This window comes from Escherichia sp. S10b, from assembly GCF_028421345.1.
Classification (GTDB): Bacteria; Pseudomonadota; Gammaproteobacteria; order Enterobacterales; family Enterobacteriaceae; genus ECMA0423.
The window spans coordinates 33,581-54,090 of sequence record NZ_JAHZSO010000097.1 but is presented as its reverse complement, the minus strand read 5'-3'; the positions used below and the strand labels follow the sequence as shown (position 1 = coordinate 54,090).

Genomic DNA, 20,510 nt, shown 5'->3' with positions numbered 1-20,510 from the left:
ATAGCAGGAGTGGAGTAGGGATTATGCCAGCCAGGCCTTGATTTTGGCTTCCATACCGGTGGCATCGAGGCCGAGTTCGGCGCGCATTTCTTCCTGAGTTCCTTGTGGAATAAAGAAGTCAGGCAGGCCAATGTTCAGCACGGGTACTGGTTTACGATGGGCCATTAGCACTTCGTTCACGCCGCTGCCTGCGCCGCCCATAATGGCGTTTTCTTCTACGGTGACCAGCGCTTCATGGCTGGCGGCCATTTCCAGAATTAACGCTTCATCAAGCGGTTTCACAAAACGCATATCGACCAGCGTAGCGTTCAGCGATTCAGCGACTTTCGCCGCGTCTGGCATCAGCGTACCAAAGTTAAGGATCGCCAGTTTCTCGCCACGACGCTTCACAATGCCTTTGCCAATTGGCAGTTTTTCCAGCGGCGTCAGTTCCACGCCAACCGCGTTACCGCGCGGGTAGCGCACCGCGGACGGGCCGTCGTTATAGTGATAGCCGGTATAGAGCATCTGGCGACATTCGTTTTCATCGCTCGGGGTCATAATGACCATTTCCGGTATACAGCGCAGGTAAGAGAGGTCAAAAGCGCCCTGATGGGTTTGACCGTCAGCACCAACAATGCCCGCGCGGTCGATGGCGAACAGGACCGGGAGCTTTTGAATCGCCACGTCATGCAGCACCTGATCATAGGCGCGTTGCAGGAAAGTGGAGTAAATCGCGACAATGGGTTTGTACCCACCAATCGCCAGACCGGCGGCAAAGGTCACCGCGTGTTGCTCGGCGATTGCCACGTCGAAGTAACGATCCGGGAATTTACGTGAAAACTCGACCATGCCGGAACCTTCACGCATCGCCGGAGTAATCGCCATCAGCTTGTTGTCTTTCGCTGCCGTTTCGCACAACCAGTCGCCAAAGATTTTTGAATAGCTCGGCAAACCGCCGCTACTTTTCGGCAAACAACCGCTGGAGGGATCAAATTTAGGCACGGCGTGGAAAGTGATGGGGTCTTTTTCTGCCGGTTCATAACCACGACCTTTTTTGGTCATGATATGCAGGAACTGCGGGCCTTTCAGGTCGCGCATGTTCTTCAGCGTGGTGATAAGCCCCAGCACATCGTGACCGTCAACCGGGCCGATGTAGTTAAAGCCCAGCTCTTCAAACAACGTGCCAGGCACTACCATGCCTTTAATATGTTCTTCGGTACGTTTGAGCAGCTCTTTAATGGGCGGAACGCCAGAGAAAACTTTTTTCCCGCCTTCGCGCAGCGAAGAGTAAAGCTTACCGGAAAGCAGCTGTGCCAGATGGTTATTGAGCGCGCCGACATTTTCGGAAATCGACATTTCATTGTCGTTGAGGACCACCAGCATATCAGGACGGATATCGCCCGCGTGATTCATCGCTTCAAACGCCATGCCAGCGGTAATCGCGCCATCGCCAATGACACAGACGGTGCGGCGATTTTTGCCTTCTTTCTCGGCAGCAACCGCAATACCAATTCCGGCACTGATGGAGGTTGATGAATGCCCGACGCTTAATACGTCATATTCGCTTTCGCCGCGCCACGGGAACGGGTGCAGGCCGCCTTTCTGACGGATGGTGCCGATTTTGTCGCGGCGTCCGGTCAAAATTTTATGCGGATAAGCCTGATGCCCCACATCCCAAATCAATTGGTCAAACGGGGTGTTGTAGACATAGTGCAGCGCCACGGTCAGTTCGACCGTGCCCAGCCCGGAGGCGAAGTGCCCGCTGGAACGGCTCACGCTGTCGAGTAAATAGCGGCGCAGTTCGTCGCAGAGTTTCGGTAAACTCTCTTTCGGCAACAGTCGTAACTCCTGGGTGGAGTCGACCAGTGCCAGGGTCGGGTATTTGGCAATATCAAAACTCATCAGGGGCCTATTAATACTTATTGTTTATTTATTACGCTGGATGATGTAGTCCGCTAGCGCTTCCAGTGCCGAGGTATCGAGTGATTGTTCAGCCAGTTGTTTCAGCGACTGGCGGGCATCGTCGATCAGATCCCGGGCTTTCTTCCGGGCTTGCTCAAGACCCAGAAGTGCAGGGTAGGTACTTTTACCAAGTTGCTGGTCGGCACCCTGGCGTTTTCCCAACGTTGCAGTATCTCCTACCACATCCAGGATGTCATCCTGAACCTGGAAGGCAAGGCCGATGCTCTCTGCGTACTTGTCGAGTACTGGCAGAGCACGACGCCCTTTATCTCCGGCGCTTAATGCACCAAGGCGAACGGCGGCGCGAATCAATGCGCCGGTTTTATGACGATGAATACGCTCAAGCGCGTCCAGAGGTACGTGTTTGCCTTCCGCGTCTAAATCTAATGCCTGACCACCGCACATTCCGGCAATACCGCTGGCGCTCGCCAGTTCAGAAATCATCGAAATTCTGTCGCGATCCGACACTTCCGGCATATCAGCATCGCTTAGAATCGAGAACGCCAGCGTTTGTAAAGCGTCGCCAGCGAGAATCGCGTTTGCTTCGCCAAACTTCACATGGCAGGTCGGCAAACCGCGACGCAGATCGTCATCATCCATCGCCGGTAAATCATCATGAATTAATGAGTAAGCGTGGATACACTCTACGGCGGCAGCGGGTGCGTCCAGCGTGTTTGTGCTAACGCCGAACATATGACCGGTGGCATAAACCAGAAAAGGTCGCAGGCGCTTACCACCTAATAATGCGCCGTACTGCATGGTTTCGACCACGGGAGTGTTCTGAAAGGGCAGTGGGGCGATAAAACGGCTCAGCGCCTGGTTGGCCTGCTTAACGCAGGCTTCGAGTTGCTGCGGAAAGTCCATTACTCATTGTCCGGTGTAAAAGGGGTTAGAGAGGCGTCTTCATTGTCAGACAGCAGAATTTGTACGCGCTGTTCGGCTTGTTGTAATTTGGCCTGCCCCTGACGTGCCAGCTGCACGCCGCGTTCGAACTCGTTCAGCGCCTCTTCCAGCGGCAGGTCGCCACTTTCCAGACGGGTTACAATCTGTTCCAGCTCGCTCAGCGCCTTTTCAAAGCTGGCGGGAGCCTCATTTTTCTTCGGCATAATGAATGTCTGACTCTCAATATTTTTCGCCCCGTCATGGTAACGGACTCAGGGCAAATAGCAAATAACGCGCAATGGTAAGGTGATGTGCGCAGCAAAGCGATGTTAGTGGTATACTTCCGCGCCTGGATGCAGCCGCAGGTGTGGGCTGCTGTATTTTTCCCTATACAAGTCGCTTAAGGCTTGCCAACGAACCATTGCCGCCATGAAGTTTATCATTAAATTGTTCCCGGAAATCACCATCAAAAGCCAATCTGTGCGCTTGCGCTTTATAAAAATCCTTACCGGGAACATTCGTAACGTTTTAAAGCACTATGATGAGACGCTCGCTGTCGTCCGCCACTGGGATAACATCGAAGTTCGCGCAAAAGATGAAAACCAGCGTCTGGCTATTCGCGACGCCCTGACCCGTATTCCGGGTATCCACCATATTCTCGAAGTCGAAGACGTGCCGTTTACCGACATGCACGATATTTTTGAGAAAGCGTTGGTTCAGTATCGCGATCAGCTGGAAGGCAAAACCTTCTGCGTACGCGTGAAGCGCCGTGGCAAACATGATTTTAGCTCGATTGATGTGGAACGTTACGTCGGCGGCGGTTTAAATCAGCATATTGAGTCCGCGCGCGTGAAGCTGACCAATCCGGAAGTGACTGTCCATCTGGAAGTGGAAGACGATCGTCTCCTGCTGATTAAAGGCCGCTACGAAGGTATTGGCGGTTTCCCGATCGGCACCCAGGAAGATGTGCTGTCGCTCATTTCCGGTGGTTTCGACTCCGGTGTTTCCAGTTATATGTTGATGCGTCGCGGCTGCCGCGTGCATTACTGTTTCTTTAACCTTGGCGGCGCGGCGCATGAAATTGGCGTGCGTCAGGTGGCGCATTATCTGTGGAACCGTTTTGGCAGCTCCCACCGCGTGCGTTTTGTCGCTATTAATTTCGAACCGGTCGTCGGGGAAATTCTCGAGAAAATCGACGACGGTCAGATGGGCGTTATCCTCAAACGTATGATGGTGCGTGCCGCGTCTAAAGTGGCTGAACGTTACGGCGTACAGGCGCTGGTCACCGGCGAAGCGCTCGGCCAGGTGTCCAGTCAGACGCTGACCAACCTGCGCCTGATTGATAACGTCTCCGATACGCTGATCCTGCGTCCGCTGATTTCTTACGACAAAGAGCACATCATCAACCTGGCTCGCCAGATTGGCACCGAAGACTTTGCTCGCACGATGCCGGAATATTGCGGTGTTATCTCCAAAAGCCCGACGGTGAAAGCGGTTAAGTCGAAGATTGAAGCGGAAGAAGAGAAATTCGACTTCAGCATTCTCGATAAAGTGGTTGAAGAAGCGAATAACGTTGATATCCGCGAAATCGCCCAGCAGACCGAGCAGGAAGTGGTGGAAGTGGAAACCGTCAATGGCTTCGGCCCGAACGACGTGATCCTCGATATCCGTTCTATCGATGAACAGGAAGATAAGCCACTGAAAGTCGAAGGGATTGATGTAGTTTCTCTGCCGTTCTATAAACTGAGCACCAAGTTTGGCGATCTCGACCAGAACAGAACCTGGCTACTGTGGTGTGAGCGCGGGGTGATGAGCCGTCTGCAGGCGCTCTATCTGCGCGAGCAGGGCTTTAACAATGTGAAGGTATATCGCCCGTAATTTGTGGTTGTAACGTCGCATCTGGTCAGATGCGACGCTTACCGCATCCGACACTACTCGTAATAATTATAAATCCCTGCCGCCATCACCAGTTGTGATGCCACTTCATGGGCTTTCTCGCGCCCAACCAGCAGGTCGATAATTTTCAGACCAAAGTCGATAGCTGTCCCCGGCCCCTGGCTGGTCAGCAATTTTACCCGTGCATCCCAGACGACGCGCTTGTCCTGCCATTGTTCAGCGGGAATTTTGTCTTTCAGCGTCGGGAAGCCGGTCATATTACCAATCGGGAAGATATCGTGCGGCACCAGCACGGTGGCTGGCGCGGCGCAAATAGCCGCGACGATACGCCCGGAACGGTGGAACTGTTTAACGGTTTCAACCAGCAGGGTACTATCGCGAAAACACTCTGCGCCTTTAATGCCACCAGGCAGTACGATCACGTCATATTCGCCATCAGCCACCTCGACCAGCGGCGCATCCGCCAGCAGCTTCACGCCGCGCGAGCAGGTAATGGCCAGGTTGCCATCGCTGGCGACGCTGGCAGTGGTGACTTTGATACCGCCGCGAACCAGCAGATCGATAGTGGTGACGGCTTCAGTCTCTTCACTACCAGGGGCGAGGCAAACCAGTGCCGATGCGCTCATATTCACTCTCCTTTCTTTTTACCATTTCAAACAGGCGGGTGTTTTCCGGTACGGCAATCCCATGCGCGCGGGCGCGGCGTAAGAGAAAACCATTGATATAGTCGATTTCGGTGTGGCGCAGCGCGCGGATATCCTGCAACATCGACGAGATATTTTCCGCTGTGGCATCAATCACCTGCATCACGTAATCACGCAAATCTTCTGCTGAAGTATGATGCCCTTCGCGCTCGATCACTGCCGCGACTTCTTCGCATATCTGCATAATTTCTTGCGGATGATGACGTAATTCACCATTCGGGCAATTCCAGATGGCGGTCAGTGGATTAATCACACAGTTGACGGCCAGCTTGCGCCACAGCTCGGCGCGAATATTGTTATGCCAGGCAACGTCAGGCAACACGGTTTGCAAAATATCCGCCAGATAACTGTAATCGCCATCCTGTTGCCGTGCCGGACCAATATGCGTGATTCCGTTTGCCACATGAATAATGACATTGCCGTCGCGGCGGGCGGCATGGGTGGTGGTGCCCATCAGTAATGGCTGCTGAATGTTTTGCAACTCTTCGATGGTGCCCATGCCGTTGTGAATTAACAGTATTGGCGTGGTTACAGGCAGTGTGGACGCGAGGCTTTTGACGGCATCGTAAACCTGCCATGCTTTCAGCGTCACCAGGAGCAGATCGCTGGTGGCAAGAAAATCGGGATCGTTGGCGGTCAGCGATTCGTTAAATATCGAACCATCAGTCTCAACCAGATTCACACTACAATAAGGTTGCGGTACGCGCAGCCAGCCCTGAACTTCGTGACCCTGTTTACAAAGTGCTGTAAGCCATAATTGCCCTAAGGCACCGCATCCCAATACGGTAATTTTCATTGTTCCTCCTCACCCGCAACCACTCCGGGTGTTCAATAAGGCTATCCCTTAATTGTGCATGCTGTTGCGACTATGCACAATTAAGGGATACGTCCTGGTGCAGGACTGTTGGTTATTTAACTTTGCAGGTATTATGCTTCGCATCAAAAATGAAGGGAGAGGAAAAGATGCCATCTTTCGATATTGTCTCTGAAGTTGATCTTCAGGAAGCACGTAACGCGGTCGATAACGCGAGTCGCGAAGTGGAGTCCCGTTTTGACTTCCGTAACGTTGAAGCCTCATTTGAGCTGAACGACGCCAGCAAAACCATCAAAGTGTTGAGCGAGTCCGACTTCCAGGTCAATCAGTTGCTGGATATTCTGCGTGCCAAGCTGCTGAAGCGCGGCATTGAAGGCAGTTCACTGGATGTACCGGAAAATATCGTTCATAGCGGTAAAACCTGGTTTGTGGAAGCGAAACTGAAACAGGGCATTGAGAGCGCGACCCAGAAGAAAATCGTCAAGATGATTAAAGACAGCAAACTGAAAGTGCAGGCGCAAATTCAGGGCGATGAGATCCGTGTGACTGGCAAATCTCGTGATGATTTGCAGGCTGTCATGGCGATGGTACGTGGTGGCGATCTCGGCCAGCCGTTCCAGTTCAAAAACTTCCGCGATTAATCGCGACAATGTGCGTTTTGTTCATGTCAGATGCGGCATGAACGCCTGATTCGGCCTACAACGGTTTGTAACTCAAGAACTTTGTAGGCCTGGTAAGCGTAGCGCAGCAGGCAATTCGCCGCGTTTTTTATGCCTGACGAATTGCCTGTTCAACCTCAAAGCGATTTGTCACTTTGCTGTCGATTTTCACATAAGCTGAATGCTCTTCTTCTGCAATCAACACTTCTTTGACGCCTTCAGTTTCCAGCAAACGCACTTTTAACGCTTCGTTTGCGGCAATGTCCGCCGGGATTTCAATGCGCAAACTGCTGACATACGGCGGTTCTTTCATGGTACTGGCGACTGCCAGCCACACTGCGGCCAGCATTGCGCCAGCGAGAAATACCCCCTGACCGTCAAACATGCCGTCAATCCAGCCGCCCAGCGAACCGCCAATCGCCACGCCAAGAAACTGGCTGGTGGAGTAGACACCCATCGCCGTACCTTTGTAACCTGCTGGCGACTCTTTACTGATAAGTGAGGGCAGAAGGGCTTCCATCAAATTAAACGCCACAAAGAAAAGCTGCACGCCGACCACCAGTTGCCAGAACTGCGTTTGTGCGTTCCACAACACAATTTCCGCAACCACGATCAACCCGACGCAGAAGACAAAGACTTGCTTCATTTTGCGCTTAACTTCAGCGTAGATAATGAAAGGCACGACCGAGCCAAAGGCGATTAACATCGTCGCCAGATAGACCTTCCAGTGTTCAGCCGCCGGGAACCCCGCATCAGCTAGCTGTCCGGGCAGGGCAACAAACGTAGACATCAGAAGCATGTGCAGACACATAATGCCAAAGTTGAGTTTCAGCAGCCGCGGTTCCGCCAGCACTTTACTGAAACTGCCTTTCACCATTCCGGACTCACGATTAAGTACGTGAGTGCTACTGTTGGGCACAACCCAAATGGTCAACGCAATGCCGGTTGTTGCCAGAATAGCGATCATCCAGAACAGCGCGTGCAGCCCAAGTTTGTGAGTGATGATCGGGCCAAGCACCATCGCAATGGCAAAGGTAATGCCAAAGCTCACGCCGATAAACGCCATCGCTTTGGTGCGGTTTTGTTCGCGCGTGAGATCGGAAAGCAGCGCCATAACGGCGGCGGCAATTGCTCCAGAGCCTTGTAGCGCCCGGCCCAGAATAATTCCCCAGATGGAGTCGGAAAGCGCAGCGATAACGCTACCGGCGGCAAACACCGCCAGCCCACCGACAATTAATGGTTTGCGACCAATGCGGTCGGAAAGCAGGCCAAACGGAATCTGAAAAACGGCCTGAGTCAGACCATAAATACCAATGGCAATACCGATTAATGCTTCGCTGGCACCTTGCAGAGCCATGCCGTACGTGGTCAGAACCGGCAGAACCATAAACATGCCCAGCATGCGCAACGAGAATACGGTCCCTAAACCCCAGGTCGCGCGCCTCTCACCTGGCGTCATTTTATAATCGTTCATTACCACCCCTTAAAAAAATGCCCACATAGTGTAGTGCGGAGCGCATGTTGGGTAAACAGAGTGTTAATGAGAAAATATTACAGAGGAGAGTAATTTGTGTGTCAGGTATGTTTTTTTGCATTCATAAAATGAATGCTCTATATGTTGAAAAAATGAATTTTAAAACTAAATAGTTTTACATCAAAAAAGTAATAATATCATTTCTTGATTGCCATGTGCATTTTTTATCTTACGAATATGCTAGTTTTATCTCACTAAATAAACGATTTGGTGACATGGATGATAATGTTTCAGGCTAAATGTGTGCTTATTACTTGGACCTTTATGGCACTGTATTTATTCATTAAATGGATATTTGGTGGTTAATTATTATGGAAATATATGACAGTGAGGACATAAAGGTATACATGTTAACTAAAAGAATATTATTTTCTGTAATGCTGATAGTTTCACCAAGCGTGGTGGCCAGCGAGAAAGCGCATGAATTGTATGACAGCATATACGGTGGTAAACCTGCTCCCGATGTTATAAATACACTGCATAAAATGGCTGAATCGGGAGATATCGACGCGCAGAGCCTGTTAGGCTGGGAATATTATCAGCCTCGTTATGATACCAAACCTGATGTTCAGGAAGCGATTAAATGGTTCGAGTTAGCGGCTAAACAAGGTGACAGAGAAGCTCCGTTAGCGCTGGGGGGTATCTACTACGACGGTGAGCAGGTGCGGGTGGATTATGCCAAAGCGTATGCACTATTTAATCAGGCCGCGCAGCACGGTGTGAATTTAGCATGGTCCAGGTTGGGCATTATGTACGCCAATGGTCAGTATGTTGAGGTAGATTGTAAGAAAGCGAAGGAATATCTTGATAAAGGTGTCCACATTTATGGTGGCCCGGAAGACTTTCTGGCTACTTGTCGAAAAGACATGATTGACAGAAAAACGGTTGACGATACGTTACCCGTGATTACGGTTACCCGTTCTGGGATGCGAGATAATTTTTTAGATAAAGGTTTTTCCTGCATGGATAGCCTCTTCGCCACCACCAATAAATTAGGCGAAGTGGCCAATCTTCGCGTGACATTCAGCATTCGTCGCCCATCCGGTAAGGAGATTAACCAAACGGTTGGCTTCGCGCCTTTCGGTTTAAACCGGCTGAATATTAGCTTTACTGATTACCTATTTGGTTCATTTACCAGTAATTCGTCTCTTATTCTTTATAAACCGGAATTTGAGCGAAAATCTTGTGCAACTGTAAGGACCACAATCGTTGCCGCAACGGCAACCATTAACGGCAAGGATGTGGAGTTGCTGAAAGCGGGGGCAATTGAACAAAAGTGGTAACGCTGCTCAGCCCCCGGCTGAGGCAAAACTTGCCCTGGCGGGTGGCGATAATAATCTAAGCCGCGAGAATATGCTGAATCGCCAAAAACATAGGTACAGCACCAAAAGCATTTGGTGTCGCTGAAAGCTGAACAAAGCCGAGACGAGCATAAAAATTAATGGCGGCAGGGTCAGCATCAAGATAAACCCCTTTAATTGGTAATGCCTGGTGAATTATTTTTACATGTTCAAAAAAATCACATAGTAGGTCCTGACCAAAGCCCCGCTTTTGATACTTCCGTGCTACCCCCAACATGACTAATCTGACAACACCAATTTCTGAAGGTTGTGAACCCTGAAGGACGCCAGAAACGCGTTGTTTTTCCAGCGAATATGCCGTAAAAGTACAGATGCCGATCAGTTCACCACTTTGTCTGTCAATAAGTGCTTTAGCCGCACAGTCGCTATTACGCACACTTTTCTTTAGCGATGCGCGTACAAATTTATCGATAACAGGGTTACCGCAATCAAACTGTTTTTGCCCAGGATAAGTAATATCAGACTGATAATTACAGGAGAGGACTATGGGCAGAGTAATCTCTTCATGCTTGTCGACCATCGCTGTTTTTCCTTTTCATTAACGCCTTGAGGGCGAGCGTCGGTTGAGCAGGTTCAGCGATGAGTTGGTTCATCAGTTCCCAGCTTTGATTCGAAAGCTCACGGCGACGTTGGTTATCAAGCACACTTTCGGCGCGTTCCATAGCAGCGCTCAAAATAAAAGCGCTTAAATCTACCCCAACGGCTTGCGCAGCTTCACGAAGTTTGTTTTTGGCGTCGGGACTGGTTTTGAGTTCGACCCGCGCATTTTTCAGCGTTTTATCGACATCGGGTAGAGTGGCTGTTTTTCCAGGCATTATGACCTCTTTGATTAACTGAATGAAATCGTAGGGAGTCGATCTCATACATAATACGGCTATCAACCGTATGATTAATTTATGTTCATCTGCTCACTCTGTCAAGACATACGGTTATTAGCCGTATCTCTGATCTCAGACAATAAAAAAGGTGCCGTAGCACCTTTTTAATAGAGAGGTTTTGTTACCACACAGCAGCCAGCAGCGTATGCGAGTCCGGTACCATAAAATCAACGGACATCATCACCGAGAGGGCAGTGATGGCGATGATAGAGAAGCCGAACAGCTTGCGCGCCCAGATTCTGTCATCAGCAACTTTATAACCGCGCAGAGCCATACCTAACCACCAGACGCTAACCGCCGCGGCGACCACCAGATATTTATATCCAGCGTAACCGCCAAGAGAGAGCATCAGCGTGGCAACGGCAAAGGCGATGATATACAGCGTGATGTGATTCTTCGCCACCGAAATGCCTTTTACCACTGGCAATACCGGAATGTTTGCCGCCTGGTAATCCTTAAAGCGGAAAATGGCGATGGCATAGGAGTGAGGCATCTGCCACAGGCTGAAGATAGCCAGCAGGATCGCTGCGCCGCTATCGAACTCGCCGGTTACTGCACAGTAGCCAATCACCGGCGGCGCAGCGCCGGAGAGCGAACCAATCAATGTGCCGTAGACTGAGTGGCGTTTCATGTACAGGCTATAGACGCCGACATAAACCACAAAGCCCATCACCCCCAGCCAGCAGGCCAGCGGATTCGCGCCAAACCACAGCAGCATAAAGCCAGCAATACCCAGCAAGGTGGCGTACACCAGCGAGACAGCAGGAGAGATCAGGCCTTTAACCAGCACCCGATTCTTCGTCCTTTCCATCTTTCTGTCGATATCCCTGTCGATGTAGTTGTTAAACACACAACCCGACGCCACAACCAGTGACACCCCAACCAGCGTGTAGATAAACAGGGGATAATCAATGCTGCCCTTTGAGGCCAGCAGGAATCCCCCAATCACCGAGATCAGGTTGCCAAAGATGATGCCTGGTTTCGTTACTTGCAGGTATTGCTTAAACATCATAACCGCCGCTCTTAGTGCATCATCATGTTGTAGTTGAGGTTCCACATAATCCAGATGGAGCCTACAACCAGGATAGCGATGATTAGCACGGTGAAGACAAACGCTGTCATGTTCCAGCCTTCATCTGATTTGGTATTCATGTGCAGGAAGCACACCAGATGCACCAGAACCTGTACCACTGCCATTGCCAGGATTGTTCCCAGAATTACGGCCGGAGAGGCAGCCCCTGTCATCACCATCCAGAACGGAATCACCGTCAGAATGATCGACAGGATAAAGCCTGTCATGTAGGTTTTTACGCTGCCATGGGACGCGCCGCTGTGATCGGTAGAATGACTCATTACATCGCCCCCATCAGATAAACAACAGTGAACACACAGATCCAAACCACATCCAGGAAGTGCCAGAACAGGCTCAGGCACATGATGCGGGTACGGTTAGTGCTGGTCAGGCCGCGACGAGCGATTTGTACCATCAGCACCGCCATCCAGATAAGACCGGAAGTGACGTGCAGACCGTGCGTGCCGACCAGCGCAAAGAACGCTGACAGGAAGCCGCTGTGATCCGGACCCATGCCGTTAACAATCAGGTGATGGAATTCGTAGATTTCCATCCCGATAAATCCGGCACCAAACAACCAGGTCAACGCCAGCCAGGAGATAACCTGGCTTTTGTTGTTTTTGTACATGGCGATAGCCGCCATGCCGTAGGTGATGGAGCTGAACAACAGCAAGAAAGTTTCAACCAGAACGAACGGCAGTTCGAAAATGTCCTTACCTGTCGGACCGCCTGCGGTGCCGTTCACCAGAACGGCATAGGTAGCAAACAAGATTGAGAACAGAATGCAGTCGCTCATCAGGTAGATCCAAAATCCGAAGATTTTGGTTCCGCCTGCATCGTGGTGCCCGTGTTCGTGCGCGTGGGCAGTCGCGTGCGTCAAAGTATCAGTTGCCATTTTTCAGCCCTGCCTTAGTAATCTCATCGAAATGCTGGTTTTCCAGTTTTTCGATTTCTGCCACCGGCACGTAGTAATCCACGTCCTCGTCGAAGCTTTTCACGATCCAGGTGATGATCATGCCTGCGAAGCCAACAATCGCCAGCCACCAGATATGCCAGATCATGGCGAAACCGAAGATGGTGGAGAAAGCTGCAATGACGATACCTGCACCGCTGTTTTTCGGCATATGAATTTCTTCATAGTGGTCAGGCTTTTTATACGCTTCGCCTTTCTCTTTCATTTCCCAGAATGCATCACGCTCGTGAACGTGCGGCACAACGGCAAAGTTATAGAACGGAGGCGGGGAAGAGGTTGCCCACTCCAGCGTACGGCCACCCCACGGGTCGCCAGTCAGGTCACGGTTCTGGTCGCGGTCGCGAATAGAAACGTACATCTGAATAACGAGGCAGAGAATACCCAGCGCAATCAGTACTGCACCGCTAGCTGCAATCATCAGCATGGTGTGGAACTGCGGGTCAATCTGCTGGCTCAAACGACGGGTCATGCCCATGAAGCCCAGCGCATACAGCGGCATAAAGGCAACGAAGAAGCCGATGATCCAGAACCAGAACGCGCGTTTACCCCAGGTTTCATTCAGTTTGAAACCGAAGGCTTTAGGCCACCAGTAGGTCATCCCTGCGAAGCAGCCGAAGACCACGCCGCCGATGATCACGTTATGGAAGTGCGCAATCAGGAACAGGCTGTTATGCAGAACGAAGTCCGCGCCCGGTACTGCCAGCAGCACGCCAGTCATCCCGCCCACCGAGAAAGTGACGATAAAACCGATGGTCCACAGCATCGCAGAATGGAACACGATGCGGCCCTGATACATGGTGAACAGCCAGTTGAAGATCTTCACCCCGGTCGGGATGGCGATAATCATTGTGGTGATACCAAAGAAGGCGTTTACGTTCGCGCCCGCACCCATCGTAAAGAAGTGGTGCAGCCAAACGATGAACGACAGCACGGTGATACAGACGGTTGCCCATACCAGCGAGGTATAACCAAACAGACGTTTACGCGAGAAGGTTGCCGCAATTTCGGAGAACACACCGAAAACAGGCAGGATCAGGATGTAAACTTCCGGGTGGCCCCAGGCCCAAATCAGGTTGATGTACATCATCATGTTGCCACCCATATCGTTGGTAAAGAAATGGGTGCCCAGATAGCGATCCAGGGTCAACAACGCGACGGTAACCGTCAGAATTGGGAAGGAAGCAATAATCAGTACGTTCGCGCACAGTGATGCCCAGGTAAATACTGGCATCTTGAACATGGTCATGCCCGGTGCGCGCATCTTCAGAATGGTAACGAAGAAGTTGATACCGGTAAGCGTCGTACCTATACCGGATAGCTGGAGACTCCATATCCAGTAATCGACACCGACTCCCGGACTGTACTCTATTCCCGATAGCGGTGGATAGGCCAGCCAGCCGGTCTGCGCAAATTCGCCCACGCCGAGAGAAACGTTAACCAGAATCACACCAACAACAGTAAACCAGAAGCTTAAGTTGTTGAGGAACGGGAACGCAACGTCACGCGCGCCGATCTGCAGCGGAACCACCAGGTTCATCAGACCGATAACGAAAGGCATCGCCACGAAGAAGATCATAATCACGCCGTGCGCGGTGAAGATCTGATCGTAGTGGTGAGGTGGCAGGAAGCCCGCTTCGCCCGCCGAGGCAAGAGCCTGCTGGCTACGCATCATAATGGCGTCAGCAAAACCACGCAGCAACATCACAATCGCCACGATGATATACATGATACCGAGGCGTTTATGGTCGACGGAGGTCAGCCACTCTTTCCACAGGTAGGTCCACTTACCGAAGTAAGTGATCAGGCCAACGAGCGCCAGACCTCCCAAAATAATGCCAGCGATCGTAACCATGACGATAGGTTCATGGAACGGGACTGCATCAAGTGATAATTTTCCGAACATCTTTATTCTTCCTCAACCCCTTTAATGGGCGGATTCCGCGTGGCTCATGTCCATGCCTTCCATACCTTCGTGTGCGCTGTGCTCACCTTCTGGTTGGGTCATGTCCATGCTCTTACCGTGAGCCATAAACTTGTTAATCACATCAGCAAACAAGTCTGGTTTCACGTTGGAGAAATATTCCACCTGGTTGTATTCGCTAGGCGCGGCCAGTTTTTCGAACGCTGCCATGTCAGACATGGAGTTCGGCGACTGTTTCGCTTTTGCGACCCACTGGTCGAATTCGGCGCGATCCGGTGTTGCAATAGCTTTGAACTTCATGCCTGAGAAGCCCGGCCCGCTGTAGCTGGCGGAGATACCGTCATAAGTACCGGGTTCGTTGGCGATCAGATGCAGGCGAGTCTGCATACCGGCCATGGCATAAATCTGGCTACCCAGACGCGGAATGAAGAAGGAGTTCATCACGGAGTTGGAGGTCACTTTGAAGTACACCGGAGTGTTCGCCGGGAAAGCGATTTCATTCACGGTAGCAATGCCCTGTTCCGGGTAGATGAAGAACCATTTCCAGTCCATGGAAACCACTTCGATGGTAATGGGCTTCTCGTCGTGTGCCAGCGGCTTGCTAGGCTCAAGAGCGTGAGTGGTTTTCCAGGTCAGTACCGCAAGGAAGATGATGATTAAGATAGGTACCGTCCAGACCACAGCTTCCACTTTATTGGAGTGTGACCAGTTCGGGCTGTACTTAGCATCTTTATTGCTCGCACGATACTTCCAGGCGAAACCAACAGCCATCAAGATTGCGGGAATAACGACAATCAACATCAGGCCAAATGCCGTCAGTATCAGTGAACGTTGCTCCAGACCAATCTGTCCTTTGGGATCTAACAGCGCAGAATTACAGCCACTGAGCAATACAGTGCCTGCAAATAATGACAACCATCCCAAACTTTTATTGTATTTCCTGAGTCTCATTTAACGACCTCAATTCCACGGGATCTGGTGGCGTTTAAAGTGTGTGGGCATTTTACGGGAAGGTTACATTACTGTAAACATGATTAAATTCCTGTTACTTGGATTTGGCTGTCAGGTCACATATGTTGCAAAACATATCAAGTTGATTTTAAGAAGCTGTTGCAAAAGGGCGTTATAACGAAAGGGGAGTGCAGAAGGAGTTTGGACGGGCAATTGGTATAACCAATCTGGAATAAAACAATTGTTTAACAAATAATTATCATTATGGTGACAATTGGGTGGGGGGGAAAATAAAGACTCATTAGCTGAATCGTGTAAGAAAAAATAGAATTCATAAATTGCGTCAATAATTTCCAAACGCTAAGCCGCACAAAAGAACAAATATTATTAAGCGATACTGATGTTTATTTAGCCGTAATAATTACGGCGAGTGATTACTACAGCTAAATAATATTTACAGATTACGTCAGATGCGTTTTTCGTAGCGCCAGATAATCCAGCAAACCACCAAGCACGACGCCAGAAAGGGCGACTAAAACCCCGACTTCCAGCAGAGCAGGCAGGAAAGAGAAGTGCGTCAAATCCAGCGCGTCCATCGTCAACAGCAGTAACCACACGGCCAACAGGCTGACGCCCGCCGCCAGTGTCCACATGGCAAAGGCATAACCTGCCGGATATTCGGTACGGGAGATAAAGTTGTCATTTACTCGTGTATATTCAAGCGTCTGGCGGCAAACCAGCAGCAAAATAAGCCCCGGTACGGCAGCGGCGACGGAGAATAGATAGAATGTCGACCAGCCGTGTGCTTCAACAAACCAACCCGCCACGGGGCCGACATAAACTCGCCCTACAGCGGAAAGCGCTGAGAGCAGGGCAAATTGAGTTGCGGAAAATGACTTATTACACAGCGTCATTAACAGCGCGACAAAGGCTGATGTGCCCATCCCGCCACAGAGGTTTTCGAAAAAGACGGCTGCGCCCATGCTGTAGAGATGCTTATCAGTAATCGACAGCAGCCAGTAACCAGCGTTAGACGCACCTTGTAAAATGCCGAAAATCAGCAGCGCCCGGAACAGCGACAGGCGCTGCATCAAAATCCCACCGTACAATGCGCCCACAATGGTCGCCAGTAAGCCAAGCGTTTTGTTAACCACGCCTACTTCACCCGCATCAAACCCGACGCCGCGAATCAAAAACGTGGTTGTCAGGCTCATGGCGAATGCGTCGCCCAGCTTATACAGCACGATAAGAAGCAAAATAAGCCAGGCATTATTGCGACCAAAGAAATCTCGCAGAGGTGCAACAACCGCTTGTTCCAGCGTTTTTGGCACAGGAATGGTGTCGGTCGGTTCTGGTGCAAGCAACGTCGCGATAATACAAGGGATCAACAGCGCCGCCATCAACCAGTACATGCCCTGCCAGCCCAGCCATTTATCTGCCAGCCACAGGGCTAAGCCGCCGGAAACCAGCATCCCTAAACGGTAACCCAGCACGCTGATTGCCGCGCCCGCACCACGTTCTTCTGCCGGGAGCACATCGGTTTTCCACGCATCGAAGACAATATCCTGGGAGGCCGAGCAAAAAGCGATCACCACCGCCAGTGCCGCCATCCAGCGGAGTTGGGTGCCAGGTTCGAGAAAACCCATCGCCGCAATGGCGACTAATAACAGGATTTGCGTGGCGAGCAGCCAACCGCGCCGCCGCCCAAAAAATGGGGGCGTGTAGCGGTCCATCAGCGGTGACCAGAGGAATTTAAAAACGTAAGCCTGGCCTACCAGAGAGAAGAAACCAATGGTTTTGAGATCGATATTCTCGACCGTCATCCAGGCCTGTAAGGTACCGGATGTCAGGGCGAGCGGTAGCCCGGAAGCAAAACCCAGGATCAGCAATATGGCTGAACGCGGCTGTTGAAAAATACGTAAATATTGACTGGACATGGGCGTCTACAGGCCCGGTTTGCACCGGGCCAGAGGGCAGAAATTAACGCGCGTTCTGCTTGATAAATTCGTGAATGCTGGTGTCCTGAGACATATCAGCGATGGTATCGGTCAGCACACTGTTAACCGCATCGGCGATATTTTTGTTGGAGGCCTGGAACGCACCTTCAACGTTGTAGCTGGCACGATAGTTTTTGGTCATTTTGTTGCCATTCTGCGCGGTAGCGATGATGGCGATATCCGCTTTGGTAGCGATGTTATAGCGCACGTTGCCCTGGGACACGTCAGCATACAGTTGGCTAACGATGATTTGCAGATTAACCGGGCCATTCGGACCAACCATGTAACCACGCGCGGTCATCTGTTTTTCCAGCACTTCTTGCAGCAGGAAACGCAGATCGCGGGAGGCGGTCAGGGTAACGATTTGATTATCGCGGGTGACTTTTGCCAGCGCCTGATCGGTACGCTGATCGGCACCATTAATGCTTACGGTGACGCCCATCAGGCTTGGATCCTGCTGTGGCAGTGTAATCGTCGGGGAAACTTCAATAGTTGTTGGCGGTTTTGCGCATCCTGCAAGCATAAACAGAGCAACTAACGGGAAGAGGATTTTTTTGAACATGTTCGGGCTCTCAGAGACTCTTAAGCGTGTTTGGTAAAAATTCCCGCCATCATAACATTGCCAACGGCGAGGGGAAGTGGGTAAGGCATGTAAATTCATCATGTTGACGAAATAATCGCCCCTGGCAAAAGAAACACTGATGCGAGGCCTGTGTTTCAATCTTTAAATCAGTAAACTTCATACGCTTGACGGAAAAACCAGGACGAAACCTAAATATTTGTTGTTAAGCTGCAATGGAAACGGTAAAAGCGGCTAGTATTTAAAGGGATGGATGACATCTCAGCGTTGTCGGAGGAGATATTTCATGATGATACGTGAGCGGATAGAAGAAAAATTAAGGGCGGCGTTCCAACCCGTATTCCTCGAAGTAGTGGATGAAAGCTATCGTCACAATGTCCCAGCCGGCTCTGAAAGCCATTTTAAAGTTGTGCTGGTCAGCGATCGTTTTACGGGTGAACGTTTTCTGAATCGTCATCGAATGATTTACAGTACTTTAGCGGAGGAACTCTCTACTACCGTTCATGCGCTGGCTCTGCATACTTACACTATTAAGGAGTGGGAAGGGTTGCAGGACACCGTCTTTGCCTCTCCTCCCTGTCGTGGAGCAGGAAGCATCGCGTAAAAACGCATTTGCAACTGTCGGCGCTTTTCCAGTATGTTGCTAAAGATTTTATGAAAAACGGCCTGCGGGCCGTTTTGTTTTGTCTGGATTTTGCGCTTTTTGCCCAGCATTCAGACGAAAATTGCCCGGGAATTGTGAAAAAATACGCGACAGCGCGCAATAACCGTTCTCGACTCATAAAAGTGATGCCGCTATAATGCCGCGTCCTATTTGAATGCTTTCGGGATGATTCTGGTAACAGGGAATGTGATTGATTATAAGAACATCCCGGTTCCGCGAAGCCAACAACCTGTGCTTGCGGGGTAAGAGTTGACCGAGCACTGTGATTTTTTGAGGTAACAAGATGCAAGTTTCAGTTGAAACCACTCAAGGCCTTGGCCGCCGTGTAACGATTACTATCGCTGCTGACAGCATCGAGACCGCTGTTAAAAGCGAGCTGGTCAACGTTGCGAAAAAAGTACGTATTGACGGCTTCCGCAAAGGCAAAGTGCCAATGAATATCGTTGCTCAGCGTTATGGCGCGTCTGTACGCCAGGACGTTCTGGGTGACCTGATGAGCCGTAACTTCATTGACGCCATCATTAAAGAAAAAATCAATCCGGCTGGCGCACCGACTTATGTTCCGGGCGAATACAAGCTGGGTGAAGACTTCACCTACTCTGTAGAGTTTGAAGTTTATCCGGAAGTTGAACTGCAGGGTCTGGAAGCGATCGAAGTTGAAAAACCGATCGTTGAAGTGACCGATGCTGACGTTGACGGCATGCTGGATACTCTGCGTAAACAGCAGGCAACCTGGAAAGAAAAAGACGGCGCTGTTGAAGCAGAAGACCGCGTAACCATCGACTTCACCGGTTCTGTAGACGGCGAAGAGTTCGAAGGCGGTAAAGCGTCTGATTTCGTACTGGCGATGGGCCAGGGTCGTATGATCCCGGGCTTTGAAGACGGTATCAAAGGCCACAAAGCTGGCGAAGAGTTCACCATCGACGTGACCTTCCCGGAAGAATACCACGCAGAAAACCTGAAAGGTAAAGCAGCGAAATTCGCTATCAACCTGAAGAAAGTTGAAGAGCGTGAACTGCCGGAACTGACTGCAGAATTCATCAAACGTTTCGGCGTTGAAGATGGTTCCGTAGAAGGTCTGCGCGCTGAAGTGCGTAAAAACATGGAGCGCGAGCTGAAGAGCGCCATCCGTAACCGCGTTAAGTCTCAGGCGATCGAAGGTCTGGTAAAAGCTAACGACATCGACGTACCGGCTGCGCTGATCGACAGCGAAATCGACGTTCTGCGTCGCCAGGCTGCACAGCGTTTCGGTGGCAACGAAAAACAAGCTCTGGAACTGCCGCGCGAACTGTTCGAAGAACAGGCTAAACGTCGCGTAGTTGTTGGCCTGCTGCTGGGCGAAGTTATCCGCACCAACGAGCTGAAAGCTGACGAAGAGCGCGTGAAAGGCCTGATCGAAGAGATGGCTTCTGCGTACGAAGATCCGAAAGAAGTTATCGAGTTCTACAGCAAAAACAAAGAACTGATGGACAACATGCGCAATGTTGCTCTGGAAGAACAGGCTGTTGAAGCTGTACTGGCGAAAGCGAAAGTGACTGAAAAAGAAACCACTTTCAACGAGCTGATGAACCAGCAGGCGTAATTTACGCAGCATAACGCGCTAAATTCGCACAAAGGCCCGTCACCGCCAGGTGGTGGGCTTTTTTTTGTCATGAATTTTGCATGGAACCGTGCGAAAAG

The 20,510-nt window shown here is 50.8% G+C and carries 20 protein-coding genes; 5 read left to right on the top strand and 15 right to left on the bottom strand.

Features of this window, described 5'->3' with window-relative positions:
* Positions 1-21 precede the first annotated feature (21 nt).
* Genes dxs through xseB form a run of 3 tightly spaced genes read right to left on the bottom strand, consistent with a single transcriptional unit; the run spans position 22 to position 3,050 of the window.
* Positions 22-1,884, bottom strand: coding sequence for a 1-deoxy-D-xylulose-5-phosphate synthase (gene dxs / locus FTE26_RS07485; protein WP_000006807.1), 1,863 nt, complete (start codon positions 1,882-1,884; stop codon positions 22-24).
* A gap of 24 nt (positions 1,885-1,908) precedes the next feature.
* Positions 1,909-2,808: a (2E,6E)-farnesyl diphosphate synthase gene (ispA, locus tag FTE26_RS07480; RefSeq protein WP_000347217.1), complete on the bottom strand. Its 900-nt coding sequence runs from the start codon at positions 2,806-2,808 to the stop codon at positions 1,909-1,911.
* On the bottom strand, positions 2,808-3,050 hold the full coding sequence (xseB, locus tag FTE26_RS07475) for an exodeoxyribonuclease VII small subunit (protein WP_001124935.1): 243 nt from the start codon (positions 3,048-3,050) through the stop codon (positions 2,808-2,810). Before xseB ends, ispA begins: the two co-directional genes overlap by 1 nt.
* Before the next feature lie 205 nt (positions 3,051-3,255).
* Here xseB and thiI point away from each other — a divergent pair, with 205 nt between their 5' ends.
* Entirely contained in the window at positions 3,256-4,704 is a 1,449-nt protein-coding gene (gene thiI, locus FTE26_RS07470) for a tRNA uracil 4-sulfurtransferase ThiI (protein WP_000668685.1), read from the top strand.
* A gap of 53 nt (positions 4,705-4,757) precedes the next feature.
* Here thiI and yajL read toward each other — a convergent pair whose 3' ends face one another.
* Both yajL and panE read right to left on the bottom strand, forming a co-directional pair.
* Positions 4,758-5,348, bottom strand: a complete 591-nt coding sequence (yajL, locus tag FTE26_RS07465) for a protein deglycase YajL (protein WP_001276309.1) — start codon at positions 5,346-5,348, stop codon at positions 4,758-4,760.
* Positions 5,311-6,222, bottom strand: coding sequence for a 2-dehydropantoate 2-reductase (gene panE / locus FTE26_RS07460; RefSeq protein ID WP_000705874.1), 912 nt, complete (start codon positions 6,220-6,222; stop codon positions 5,311-5,313). Before panE ends, yajL begins: the two co-directional genes overlap by 38 nt.
* A gap of 167 nt (positions 6,223-6,389) precedes the next feature.
* Here panE and yajQ point away from each other — a divergent pair, with 167 nt between their 5' ends.
* On the top strand, positions 6,390-6,881 hold the full coding sequence (yajQ, locus tag FTE26_RS07455) for a nucleotide binding protein YajQ (protein ID WP_001138904.1): 492 nt from the start codon (positions 6,390-6,392) through the stop codon (positions 6,879-6,881).
* Positions 6,882-7,008: 127 nt separating this feature from the next.
* Here the strand turns inward: yajQ and FTE26_RS07450 are convergent, their stop codons facing one another.
* Positions 7,009-8,373 (bottom strand): MFS transporter, encoded by a 1,365-nt coding sequence (locus tag FTE26_RS07450; RefSeq protein ID WP_001000978.1) that lies wholly within the window; start codon positions 8,371-8,373, stop codon positions 7,009-7,011.
* A gap of 407 nt (positions 8,374-8,780) precedes the next feature.
* On the opposite strand from FTE26_RS07450, the gene FTE26_RS07445 reads away from it, so the two are divergent.
* Entirely contained in the window at positions 8,781-9,716 is a 936-nt protein-coding gene (locus FTE26_RS07445) for a tetratricopeptide repeat protein (protein WP_001297127.1), read from the top strand.
* A gap of 55 nt (positions 9,717-9,771) precedes the next feature.
* On the opposite strand, the gene FTE26_RS07440 is transcribed toward FTE26_RS07445, so the two are convergent.
* The 9 genes from FTE26_RS07440 to FTE26_RS07400 all read right to left on the bottom strand — a co-directional run bounded on the left by FTE26_RS07440 (position 9,772) and on the right by FTE26_RS07400 (position 18,148).
* Entirely contained in the window at positions 9,772-10,314 is a 543-nt protein-coding gene (locus tag FTE26_RS07440; protein WP_000227784.1) for a GNAT family N-acetyltransferase, read from the bottom strand.
* Positions 10,298-10,609 (bottom strand): type II toxin-antitoxin system TacA family antitoxin, encoded by a 312-nt coding sequence (locus FTE26_RS07435; RefSeq protein ID WP_001297137.1) that lies wholly within the window; start codon positions 10,607-10,609, stop codon positions 10,298-10,300. Before FTE26_RS07435 ends, FTE26_RS07440 begins: the two co-directional genes overlap by 17 nt.
* Positions 10,610-10,793: 184 nt before the next feature.
* Positions 10,794-11,684 (bottom strand): heme o synthase, encoded by an 891-nt coding sequence (gene cyoE, locus FTE26_RS07430; protein ID WP_000971336.1) that lies wholly within the window; start codon positions 11,682-11,684, stop codon positions 10,794-10,796.
* A gap of 11 nt (positions 11,685-11,695) precedes the next feature.
* Positions 11,696-12,025 (bottom strand): cytochrome o ubiquinol oxidase subunit IV, encoded by a 330-nt coding sequence (locus FTE26_RS07425; protein WP_000019869.1) that lies wholly within the window; start codon positions 12,023-12,025, stop codon positions 11,696-11,698.
* Complete coding sequence (locus FTE26_RS07420; protein ID WP_000179814.1) at positions 12,025-12,639, bottom strand: cytochrome o ubiquinol oxidase subunit III; 615 nt, start codon at positions 12,637-12,639, stop codon at positions 12,025-12,027. Before FTE26_RS07420 ends, FTE26_RS07425 begins: the two co-directional genes overlap by 1 nt.
* Positions 12,629-14,620 (bottom strand): cytochrome o ubiquinol oxidase subunit I, encoded by a 1,992-nt coding sequence (gene cyoB, locus FTE26_RS07415; protein ID WP_000467180.1) that lies wholly within the window; start codon positions 14,618-14,620, stop codon positions 12,629-12,631. The genes FTE26_RS07420 and cyoB overlap by 11 nt, the downstream gene beginning before the upstream one ends.
* Positions 14,621-14,641: 21 nt before the next feature.
* Complete coding sequence (gene cyoA, locus FTE26_RS07410; RefSeq protein ID WP_001239440.1) at positions 14,642-15,589, bottom strand: cytochrome o ubiquinol oxidase subunit II; 948 nt, start codon at positions 15,587-15,589, stop codon at positions 14,642-14,644.
* A 461-nt stretch (positions 15,590-16,050) separates the two neighbouring features.
* Positions 16,051-17,526, bottom strand: a complete 1,476-nt coding sequence (gene ampG / locus FTE26_RS07405) for a muropeptide MFS transporter AmpG (RefSeq protein ID WP_000098438.1) — start codon at positions 17,524-17,526, stop codon at positions 16,051-16,053.
* Between the two features lie 43 nt (positions 17,527-17,569).
* Positions 17,570-18,148, bottom strand: coding sequence for a lipoprotein (locus tag FTE26_RS07400; protein ID WP_001295326.1), 579 nt, complete (start codon positions 18,146-18,148; stop codon positions 17,570-17,572).
* Between the two features lie 304 nt (positions 18,149-18,452).
* On the opposite strand from FTE26_RS07400, the gene bolA reads away from it, so the two are divergent.
* Complete coding sequence (gene bolA / locus FTE26_RS07395; protein ID WP_000973448.1) at positions 18,453-18,770, top strand: transcriptional regulator BolA; 318 nt, start codon at positions 18,453-18,455, stop codon at positions 18,768-18,770.
* Between the two features lie 343 nt (positions 18,771-19,113).
* Positions 19,114-20,412 carry a trigger factor gene (tig, locus tag FTE26_RS07390; RefSeq protein ID WP_001198386.1) on the top strand — a complete coding sequence of 433 codons (1,299 nt, stop codon included), beginning with the start codon at positions 19,114-19,116 and terminating at the stop codon, positions 20,410-20,412.
* Positions 20,413-20,510 lie beyond the last annotated feature (98 nt).

Bases quoted from the DNA above. Each gene is read 5' to 3' on its own strand.
- dxs (WP_000006807.1), bottom strand. From the start codon at position 1,884: ATGAGTTTTGATATTGCCAAATACCCGACCCTGGCACTGGTCGACTCC.
- ispA (WP_000347217.1), bottom strand. From the start codon at position 2,808: ATGGACTTTCCGCAGCAACTCGAAGCCTGCGTTAAGCAGGCCAACCAG.
- xseB (WP_001124935.1), bottom strand. From the start codon at position 3,050: ATGCCGAAGAAAAATGAGGCTCCCGCCAGCTTTGAAAAGGCGCTGAGC.
- thiI (WP_000668685.1), top strand. From the start codon at position 3,256: ATGAAGTTTATCATTAAATTGTTCCCGGAAATCACCATCAAAAGCCAA.
- yajL (WP_001276309.1), bottom strand. From the start codon at position 5,348: ATGAGCGCATCGGCACTGGTTTGCCTCGCCCCTGGTAGTGAAGAGACT.
- panE (WP_000705874.1), bottom strand. From the start codon at position 6,222: ATGAAAATTACCGTATTGGGATGCGGTGCCTTAGGGCAATTATGGCTT.
- yajQ (WP_001138904.1), top strand. From the start codon at position 6,390: ATGCCATCTTTCGATATTGTCTCTGAAGTTGATCTTCAGGAAGCACGT.
- FTE26_RS07450 (WP_001000978.1), bottom strand. From the start codon at position 8,373: ATGAACGATTATAAAATGACGCCAGGTGAGAGGCGCGCGACCTGGGGT.
- FTE26_RS07445 (WP_001297127.1), top strand. From the start codon at position 8,781: ATGTTAACTAAAAGAATATTATTTTCTGTAATGCTGATAGTTTCACCA.
- FTE26_RS07440 (WP_000227784.1), bottom strand. From the start codon at position 10,314: ATGGTCGACAAGCATGAAGAGATTACTCTGCCCATAGTCCTCTCCTGT.
- FTE26_RS07435 (WP_001297137.1), bottom strand. From the start codon at position 10,609: ATGCCTGGAAAAACAGCCACTCTACCCGATGTCGATAAAACGCTGAAA.
- cyoE (WP_000971336.1), bottom strand. From the start codon at position 11,684: ATGATGTTTAAGCAATACCTGCAAGTAACGAAACCAGGCATCATCTTT.
- FTE26_RS07425 (WP_000019869.1), bottom strand. From the start codon at position 12,025: ATGAGTCATTCTACCGATCACAGCGGCGCGTCCCATGGCAGCGTAAAA.
- FTE26_RS07420 (WP_000179814.1), bottom strand. From the start codon at position 12,639: ATGGCAACTGATACTTTGACGCACGCGACTGCCCACGCGCACGAACAC.
- cyoB (WP_000467180.1), bottom strand. From the start codon at position 14,620: ATGTTCGGAAAATTATCACTTGATGCAGTCCCGTTCCATGAACCTATC.
- cyoA (WP_001239440.1), bottom strand. From the start codon at position 15,589: ATGAGACTCAGGAAATACAATAAAAGTTTGGGATGGTTGTCATTATTT.
- ampG (WP_000098438.1), bottom strand. From the start codon at position 17,526: ATGTCCAGTCAATATTTACGTATTTTTCAACAGCCGCGTTCAGCCATA.
- FTE26_RS07400 (WP_001295326.1), bottom strand. From the start codon at position 18,148: ATGTTCAAAAAAATCCTCTTCCCGTTAGTTGCTCTGTTTATGCTTGCA.
- bolA (WP_000973448.1), top strand. From the start codon at position 18,453: ATGATGATACGTGAGCGGATAGAAGAAAAATTAAGGGCGGCGTTCCAA.
- tig (WP_001198386.1), top strand. From the start codon at position 19,114: ATGCAAGTTTCAGTTGAAACCACTCAAGGCCTTGGCCGCCGTGTAACG.